Source organism: Candidatus Poribacteria bacterium, from assembly GCA_021295755.1.
Lineage (GTDB): Bacteria > Poribacteria > WGA-4E > WGA-4E > PCPOR2b > PCPOR2b.
The window spans coordinates 13,488-21,884 of the sequence record JAGWBT010000135.1 but is presented as its reverse complement, the minus strand read 5'-3'; the positions used below and the strand labels follow the sequence as shown (position 1 = coordinate 21,884).

At 48.9% G+C, this 8,397-nt stretch carries 6 protein-coding genes; 3 read left to right on the top strand and 3 right to left on the bottom strand.

Annotation, left to right across the window (positions count from 1 at the left end):
* The first annotated feature begins 500 nt into the window (after positions 1-500).
* The 3 genes from J4G02_17920 to J4G02_17910 all read left to right on the top strand — a co-directional run bounded on the left by J4G02_17920 (position 501) and on the right by J4G02_17910 (position 4,431).
* Positions 501-1,526 (top strand): acetylxylan esterase, encoded by a 1,026-nt coding sequence (locus J4G02_17920; protein MCE2396416.1) that lies wholly within the window; start codon positions 501-503, stop codon positions 1,524-1,526.
* A gap of 188 nt (positions 1,527-1,714) precedes the next feature.
* Entirely contained in the window at positions 1,715-3,310 is a 1,596-nt protein-coding gene (gpmI, locus tag J4G02_17915) for a 2,3-bisphosphoglycerate-independent phosphoglycerate mutase (protein MCE2396415.1), read from the top strand.
* 53 nt (positions 3,311-3,363) lie between these two features.
* Entirely contained in the window at positions 3,364-4,431 is a 1,068-nt protein-coding gene (locus J4G02_17910; GenBank protein ID MCE2396414.1) for a polysaccharide pyruvyl transferase family protein, read from the top strand.
* A gap of 88 nt (positions 4,432-4,519) precedes the next feature.
* On the opposite strand, the gene J4G02_17905 is transcribed toward J4G02_17910, so the two are convergent.
* The 3 genes from J4G02_17905 to J4G02_17895 all read right to left on the bottom strand — a co-directional run bounded on the left by J4G02_17905 (position 4,520) and on the right by J4G02_17895 (position 8,175).
* Positions 4,520-4,960, bottom strand: a complete 441-nt coding sequence (locus J4G02_17905; GenBank protein ID MCE2396413.1) for a DUF5069 domain-containing protein — start codon at positions 4,958-4,960, stop codon at positions 4,520-4,522.
* A 130-nt stretch (positions 4,961-5,090) separates the two neighbouring features.
* Entirely contained in the window at positions 5,091-7,019 is a 1,929-nt protein-coding gene (locus J4G02_17900; protein MCE2396412.1) for a tetratricopeptide repeat protein, read from the bottom strand.
* 310 nt (positions 7,020-7,329) lie between these two features.
* The gene (locus J4G02_17895) at positions 7,330-8,175 is read right to left on the bottom strand and encodes an amidohydrolase family protein (GenBank protein MCE2396411.1); all 846 of its coding nucleotides are present in this window, start codon (positions 8,173-8,175) and stop codon (positions 7,330-7,332) included.
* Positions 8,176-8,397 lie beyond the last annotated feature (222 nt).

Genomic DNA, 8,397 nt, shown 5'->3' with positions numbered 1-8,397 from the left:
CCCCGCTGGGGCTTAGAAGAAAGGTCCTATCGCCCGGCTATAAACATGTCGCCCCGCTGGGGCTAAATGAACCAACGAACCTTTTCCCATTTTCACCCATCACGGCTTCAATCCTGCAAATTCTTAAATCCAGAGTATCCTGATTCAGACAATAAATAATTGGCTCACGTAAAAAGAAAGTGCAAAGCACGGAGAGAAATCTTAACATGAGCGAAATAGTTATGAACACTCCTCAATTAAACATCACCAATGTTTCGTTCGCTGCATCCCAAAATCAGCACGCGCCAATCGTCTAGATGTGAATTGCGACCATTGATGTGAGCGGCGTGTCGGGATTTGGAAATCCCTCCTACAGGAAAATTAGATAGCCCTACAGATGAGATAAAAACGATGGATCGAATATGAGTTGTATGATATACTCAATACGCTCATTTGTCGACAAGAAACTTACCTCAATAGAACCGATATGTGCGGAATCGACAGTAGAGAAGGAGATTCAAATGGAAAAGACAATCCCCCGTTTTTTGACTGCGGAGCTTGGCGTAGAGCACCTGTTAAAGCAGATGCCACCTCTGCATTTCACCGGAACATCAAAGGCAGAGTGGCGGGAATGGCGTAAAGTCTTTCGACATAAGTTAGTCAAAGACTTGGGACCGAAACCGGAGGCCATCCGGCTAGAGGTCGAGGTGTTAGAACGGACAGAGATGGATGGATATACGCGTGAGAAGATAATTTTCAATCCTGATCCCTTCTCTTCTATTCCTGCCTATGTTCTAAGTCCTGAAGGGGCAGGTCCGAACAATCGTTGTCCGGCGGTGCTCTGTGCGCACGGGCACGGGATTGGGAAAGATCCGCTCGCCGGGATAGGTAAGGATTATCAGAAGCAGTTCGCTGTTGAGTTGACACGGCATGGATTCGTCACGATTTCACCGGACTGGCGCACCTTCGGTGAACGTAAAGATCGCGATGAATGGGTGCGCCGCCCAGGACGTGACGGCTGCAATGTCGCCTATATGGCTTACGGTTACTTTGGTTATCAACTGCTCCAGCTCCATATCTGTGACGCCCAGCGGTGCTTGGACTACTTACAATCTCGACCCGATGTAGATGGGAGGCGCCTGGGTTGTATGGGCTGTTCATTCGGTGGCACGATGACAACCTACGTTTCTGCCTTGGATCAACGGATTAAAGCGGCAGTTATCGTTTGCTACCTTAGCACGCTGACCGATGCGCTCAACGATCGAGGACGTGGAAATACTTGCGGTTCTCAGTTTATGTTTGGGCTGCGTGGGCATGGCGACATATCAGATGTAGCGGGATTAATTGCACCGCGTCCCTGCATGGCACAGATAGCATCGGACGATAGTTGTTTCATCGCGGCAGATGCCAAAAACGCGTTCGATCACATTGAGCAGATTTATACCGCAGCCGGTCGTCCGGATAATCTTGAGCTAGACTACTTTGAAGGGGAACATGAGGTTGACGTTGAGCCGGGGCTCGCATTTCTCAAGAAGCATTTGATGTAACGTCTTGAAACAAATCCTGTCGCTGACAAAAATAGCTAACAAGAGCCCTCAATCTGTTCCAATATAACGCACGTTACTAGGTTCCTTTAAATTTTCAATGTCGAGATATGAATCTCGACCTACAGGCTGATAGCGCAAAAATTAAAATCCTTTGGAAGGTTAATGTGACGAAGCTGCAAATTCGCCCGATGGTAATTATCATTCGGGATGGTTGGGGGTACAACCCGTATCCGAAGTGGAACAGTGCCAACGCGATTTATCTCGGCAAAACACCGGTGGATGATCGGCTCATGCGAGCATATCCGCATGTGCGCATTCATACGTCCGGCGAAGATGTCGGTTTACCGGCAGGCACGATGGGAAATAGCGAGGTTGGACACCAGAATATTGGTGCCGGTCGGATTGTAGATCAGGAGCTTTTGCGAATCAACAAAATGGTTCGATCTGGTGAGTTCTCAAGGAACAAGGCATTGATCGCTGCCATGGAGCATGCCAAAGCGCAGCGGAGCAACCTGCATCTCATAGGGGTGGCAAGCGATGTGGGTGTGCACAGCTCACTGAATCACCTTTATGCTCTGCTCGCATTGTCAAAAGAGACAGGCGTCTCGGCTGACCGCGTCTTGGTTCACAACTTTAGCGACGGGCGCGACTGCTCGCCCATGAGTGGCATCAACTTCTGTCGGCAAATAGAAGCCAAGATGAGGGAGATTGGTAGCGGACGGGTTGCTTCAGTAGTGGGTCGATACTATGCTATGGACCGTGACGATCGGTGGGATCGGGTGGAAAAGGCTTACCGGCTGTTGACCGCTGGGGTAGGACATCACGTCAGATCGGCGACCGAAGGATATCAACGCTACTATGATAGTCCAACCCAAGACAATCAAATCGGGGACGAATTCATCGAGCCGACGGTTGTTACAGATGATAAAGGGGATCCGTTGTCGAGAATCTCCGATGGCGATGTGGTAATTTTCTACAACTTTCGTGGAGACAGACCGCGCCAACTGTGTAAGGCTTTTTGCGCTATGGAGTTCCCATTTGAAGCGGCCGGCAAAGACGGAGTTATCAGGCAAATGGGTTTTGAACGTGGACAGAAGTTAGAAATTGAGTTTGTCACAATGACTGAATATGAACGGGGGCTTCCGGTAGAGGTTGCGATTCCGAAACCGCCCAAGATGCACAACGTTCTGGGGGCATATGCAAGCGAGATTGGGTTAACACAATTTCGTTGTGCGGAAACGGAGAAATTCCCGCACGTTACCTTTTTCTTCAACGATTATCACGATGAACCATTTAACAGGGAAGATCGGGAAATCGTCCCGTCGCCGCGTGATGTATCAACGTATGATCTGAAGCCAGAAATGTCCGCGCCAGAGGTTACCGAAGAGATGCTACGTCGGATCGCATCGGACAGATATGATATGTTCATCCTGAATTACGCAAACGGTGACATGGTCGGTCATACAGGATCGCTGCCTGCTGCGATTAAGGCGGTAGAAACTGTGGATGCCTGTGTAGGGCGGGTGGTTGATGCGGTGATGGCAAAAGGTGGAGGCTTAATTGTGACGGCCGATCACGGTAATTGCGAGCAGATGATTGATCCTGAGACAGGGGGACCGCACACCGCACATACAACATACCCCGTCAATCTCATCGTTGTCGATGACCGTTACAAGGGTTATCATTTGAAGACCGATGGCAGACTGGCAGATATTGCGCCGACTTCGCTGAAATTGCTCGGTTTAGATCAGCCATCTGAAATGACTGGCGAAGCGCTGATCTGAAAATTTCAGATAAAAACTCTTCTACATCTTTTCCCGTTTGACATTTCATAGCGATGACGCACATTCCGCTAATAACTACAACTGGACGCACAAACGACAATCCGGGCGATACCTTCATTGGGGTGGGGCTGCAACATCTGTTTGAACAGGTGTTGGGACCTCAGGTGTGGGTGCTCATTGATCGCTTTAGTCCACAGGGTTTCCGTGATTATGAAGATGTTGTTCGGAATACTCCGTTTCTGGTCTACGGCGGGATGCCGCAATATAATAATTACGACGACTGGAAGCACTGGTATGACGATGCGATGTGGCGTGATTTTATTATCCGTTGGAGATTGAAAATCTTTACGATGGCAGGTGGGGCGGGTTTTTCCCACCCGGATATTAGTGTTGAGGCATATGTCGCGTACTGCATGAAGAGTAAAAAAACAGAGCGTATTATTCGGCAACGGGTTGAGCCTAGCTTATGCGTCACCGTCCGCGATGCGTATGCGCATGCCCTCCTGAATGCACTCAAGATACCGAATAGCTACCTACCGTGCTCTGCGGCTTGGGCAAGTAGAATGTGGAGTATTGCGCCGGCGGAGCAGAGACCTTACCTGATTCTTGTTCCGCCCTCGCCACGCCACGCACCAAAGCGGATTGGGCGCAGACGTACTCCCCGCCATCGCAGGCTGAAACAGTTCGCGGATAGTTGGAAGAGCTTCTACACAACGCTCAAAGAAGATGGGCACAATGTTCGGGTGTTGTGCCATGCGCATAGGGAGTACACCGCCCTCCGCGAGACAATTCCCTCCGATGCACTTTGGTTTCACGGAGATCCCTACACGCTACTTCGACAGTACGCCTCCGCCCACACGGTAGTCTCCGCACGTCTGCACGGCAGCCTGCCGGCGTATGGAATCTGCGGGACACGGGTCTTAAACCTCTCCGTGGATGTTCGCGGTTCCGCTGTCGAGGTTTTTCCAAAGATATGCAATCTCCGGATCAGCGACGTAACCCCAGATATACTTCTATCAGCGATAGATCAACTTGAACCCTCGACAGCGGAAGATCTTTGTGCACCAGAGGCGGAATATCGGGAGCTAATCCAATCGTCGCTCCCTGGGGGACTCAAATAAAAAGAGGGGCAGGTTCAGAACCTGCCCCTCTCTCATCATGCGGTTGAATTTTCGTCTGTGTTTTCTAAGGATAGGAATTGGTTGACGCTTACCCAGTCAGCGAAGCATGCCAGTCAGTCCAATCCTCAAGATTATTCAGGTTTACGGCATCCAAGATCGAACCGTCATCGCCAACCCCAGCCGCACCTAAAATAGCTCCACGGGTATCGTCATCGTGATTGTAGCCTCCGATGGCCGCATTCAGTTCATCGACTGCCCCTTGATCTAGACTCCCGCCTTTTCTATCCAGAATCCATTGTTCAAACTCGGTGTAGCTTGGACGGTTCTCGCTGATATATGCCAAGGTTTCGTCCTTATCAAGACCAAGCCCATCAAGAACCATTTGATCGAAGCCAGCACCACATGCCGGATAGTCGGGATGTAGTTGTCCCACTGCGTCTAACGTAACCTTGCTCCAAAATCTTGGTAGATGGAGGACACCAAGGGGACCTGCAACACCTGAACTAATCGTCGGAATAACTCCTGCCATTTTATTTTCTCCTTGCCGTCTATAGTATTGATGAAACTACAAGTCCAGACCATCTAGATTTGTAGGTAACTTATTATAGCATACCTTCAAAAAACTGCAAAGCATAAAATTACGCCATTTTCCAGTCTTATCAGTTGTTTCCGTAAATTGCGCTAGTGTCAATCTTGGCGAGGCCATCGGCAGTGCCGATCCAAGCAGCACCTACCCCGAGTGCGATGCAGCTTACGATAGGGGTACTGATTCGACTAGAGGGAAAGTCAATGGGATCTCGCCATCCGCCTGCGGTCTTAATCCACACACCACCATTGGTCGCAATCCAGACGGTAGCCGGTATAACTGCGCTGACCGGACCTTTGGTAGCAGCAACGTAGATACTTTGATATGGCACAATATCGACAAAACGAAGGACAGCCTCAACCGTACTGGTCAGATCACTTTGATGGATTTCGCCGTAACCGTTGGCTTTGTCCACGCTATAGTTCCAAGTAAAGTAGACTCTATCAGCACTGACATCAAAACTTACAATTTCGCTGCCGGCTTTCAGGTCGAGGTTGTCGAGGGCACCAAAGCTCTGCCAAATGTCCATGCTTCGATTGTAGACTGCGATGCCATTTTGAGAGGTGCCAATCCAAATTCTGTCCTGTGTGACGGCGAGCGCAACAATATCATCGGCGGGTAAACCATCGTTCGCCTCGCTATAGTTGATCCAATCTCCGGTAGATCGCAGATGACGGGCAACTCCTGCAAAGGTGCCAATCCAAACTTCATCTTTGTCAATTTTGATGTCATATATCGTGTTATCGGGGAGTCCATTACGGATATCAAAGATGTCAGGAAATGTCGTCGTCTTGTTATAACGAATTACGCCGCGATTCAGCGTACCAATCCACAGTTCCTGATTATCAACCGCGAGTGCTCGAACATCAATCGGCTGCTCTTCGTCAAAAAGAGTGTTAATGTGATCGGTTATGTCCGTGATTGGCTGCCAGGTTCCTCCGCTGAGGTCAATTTGTGCCAACCCTTTTGGTGTGCCGATCCAGAGGGTTTGTCCATCAATAGCAATCGCTTGGATCTGGTTGCTTGGTATTCCGTCAGAGACGGTGTAAATTGTCCACGCACTTTCGCTTCGCTTTTTTCGGGCTTCATTCTTCAGCTTGAGATTTGATGTATATGGACTAACGGAATTATAGTCAGCAACTGCGTCCGTCCCCCGCCGCAACTGCATATAGGCATTGCCCCGTGCCATATAAGCATTGGCAAGCCATCGGCTTTGTGGATAATTTTGGATGAAAGTGGTTAATGTCCCCACCGCCATTTCAGCATTTCCCAGCTTGGAATGTGCCGACCCGATGAGGTATGAAGCGCGTTCGAGGTGCTGGCTATCCGGGTAATGCGCCACAGCTTCTTGGAGGACTTTGAGTCCCTCTTCGAGTTCATCCAATTCCTCGGACAATAGAAAACCTGCCGTGTAGGCTGCTTCGTCGGCACCGTAGCGATCGGGATAGATCCGGAATAAGAGCCGGTAGGTATTGACGGCCTTCTGGTATTCTTCAGCCGCGAGGTAAGCATCACCTGCCTCCTTAAACTTGTCCTCCATACTGTATGCGTTGGGGTCGATCTTCACAACGTTCCCAAAATATTTCAGTGCTTCATCGTTGTTTCCTTCCTGTTCAAAGAGTCGAGCAAGCTGATAATGGGCATCAGTATATTTAGGATATTCGTCGATTGCCTTTATGAAACTCGCCTTCGCTCTATCGTACATATCCAACTGCAAGAAGGTCTGACCGTTAAGAAAGTGTTTTTCGGCTGCCTCGCTAGGGATAGCACGGGCATCGTCGAAGGCGGTGATGTAGACGATTTCGCGGAAAGGGATCGATAATTGCTGTTCGTAGACTTCAATCTGGATTGATTTTGCGTCACCCCCCAGCCAACGCCCTTTGAGATGATCTCCGTTTTCGAGATAAATTGAGATGTAGTGCTGTCCATAACCGATGTGTGCACATAACAGGACCAAGATGATGCAGATTAGTATGTAATTGAAGTTAAAGGTTTGTTTCATGCTTGATTTCCTCGCGGGGTTAACGCTATGGTGAAACGTTTTGTGCTATAGTGTTACGGAGTGGCTGTGGGGATAAAATAGATTCATACTTCGATGGGGCTGGTGACATTAGATCAGGGTATAGTATACAATAGCCATCAGCAACTGTCAAGACGCCGAGGTGAGCTATCCAAGCGATATCCAAAGCTTTGCAAACGGGCGTACAATCTGTGGGTAGCGAATCAATCCCTTCGGATTATTTTTTTTGACAAACTCAGCACCGATTTGATAATATCTATCGGAGACTCCCGAAACGTTGAGTTGCTTAATGCTAACCTTTAATTCTGTAAAATTGCTTTGCGTTATCGTGAAACAGTTTCTGTTTGTCCGCATCGCTGGCATCTTGTACTGACCACAGTAGAGCTTCCACCCAATGTTGGTATTCAGCAGCTAAGGTGCAGACGGGCCAATCGCTGCCAAACATAAGGCGATCATAACCGAACGCCGCTACAAGGTGATCGATATATGGCTTTAGTTCTGCTTTCGTCCAGTCTGGGCTGGCAGTTGTTACGATACCTGAGACTTTGCAGTGCACGTTATCAAATGATGCAAGTTTGCTCATATGGTCAGCCCACGGCTGGAACTGTTTACCATTTATGTCGGGTCCCCCGCAATGGTTGACTGCGTGTCGGATATTTGGCGTGGCTCTTACCAAATCGATAGCAGCGGGAAGCTGCTGATGATTAGCACAGAGATCAAAGGAGAGGTTATACTTCTCAAGCAGTTGTACCCCTCTGATGAGTTCGGGACTTCGATAAAACTGATTATCGGGACGGTGCCAAGCCATGCGACGAATCGCAACGACAAGTTCGTACTCAGTAAGTTGCCTGAGGATTTCCTCGGCACTTGAATCTTCAAGGGGTGCAGACGCAACGATTGCACCAATCATACCATCTGTTTGCACAACCTGTGCCAACCATTTAACCTCGTCGACTACGTGCGCGGGTGCCACATCTGCTTCGACATGAACGGATCGGACAACGTTGATTCCCTCGCAGGCGCGACGATAGTCCTCGATTAGATAGCGCTTATCAAGCGCATCAAAATCGTCCAACCAAGGGTAGCTTAGGTTTGAAGTGTCCCAGAGATGTTGATGTGTATCAATGATATTTGCCATTTGTGCCCACTTTTTTTTGTTTGATTGTTCAAAAATCCCTACTGTAGTTTCTGATGCCAGCTTGAATTATCTAACTCCACTTTAGCCCTAAAACCCCGTCTTTTAAGGCGGGGATACAGGGACGCTTTAGCATAGTTTTTTTTAAGACTTTAGTCTTGATTCCAATGGTGAAATATGGTATAATTCTTTTGTCTACGGGACAGGGAATTGCAACTTCGGCAT

Excerpts from the sequence above, each read along its gene's own strand:
- J4G02_17905 (MCE2396413.1), bottom strand. The coding sequence starts at position 4,960 with ATGGCAGGAGTTATTCCGACGATTAGTTCAGGTGTTGCAGGTCCCCTT.
- J4G02_17900 (MCE2396412.1), bottom strand. The coding sequence starts at position 7,019 with ATGAAACAAACCTTTAACTTCAATTACATACTAATCTGCATCATCTTG.
- J4G02_17895 (MCE2396411.1), bottom strand. The coding sequence starts at position 8,175 with ATGGCAAATATCATTGATACACATCAACATCTCTGGGACACTTCAAAC.
- gpmI (MCE2396415.1), top strand. The coding sequence starts at position 1,715 with ATGGTAATTATCATTCGGGATGGTTGGGGGTACAACCCGTATCCGAAG.
- J4G02_17910 (MCE2396414.1), top strand. The coding sequence starts at position 3,364 with ATGACGCACATTCCGCTAATAACTACAACTGGACGCACAAACGACAAT.
- J4G02_17920 (MCE2396416.1), top strand. The coding sequence starts at position 501 with ATGGAAAAGACAATCCCCCGTTTTTTGACTGCGGAGCTTGGCGTAGAG.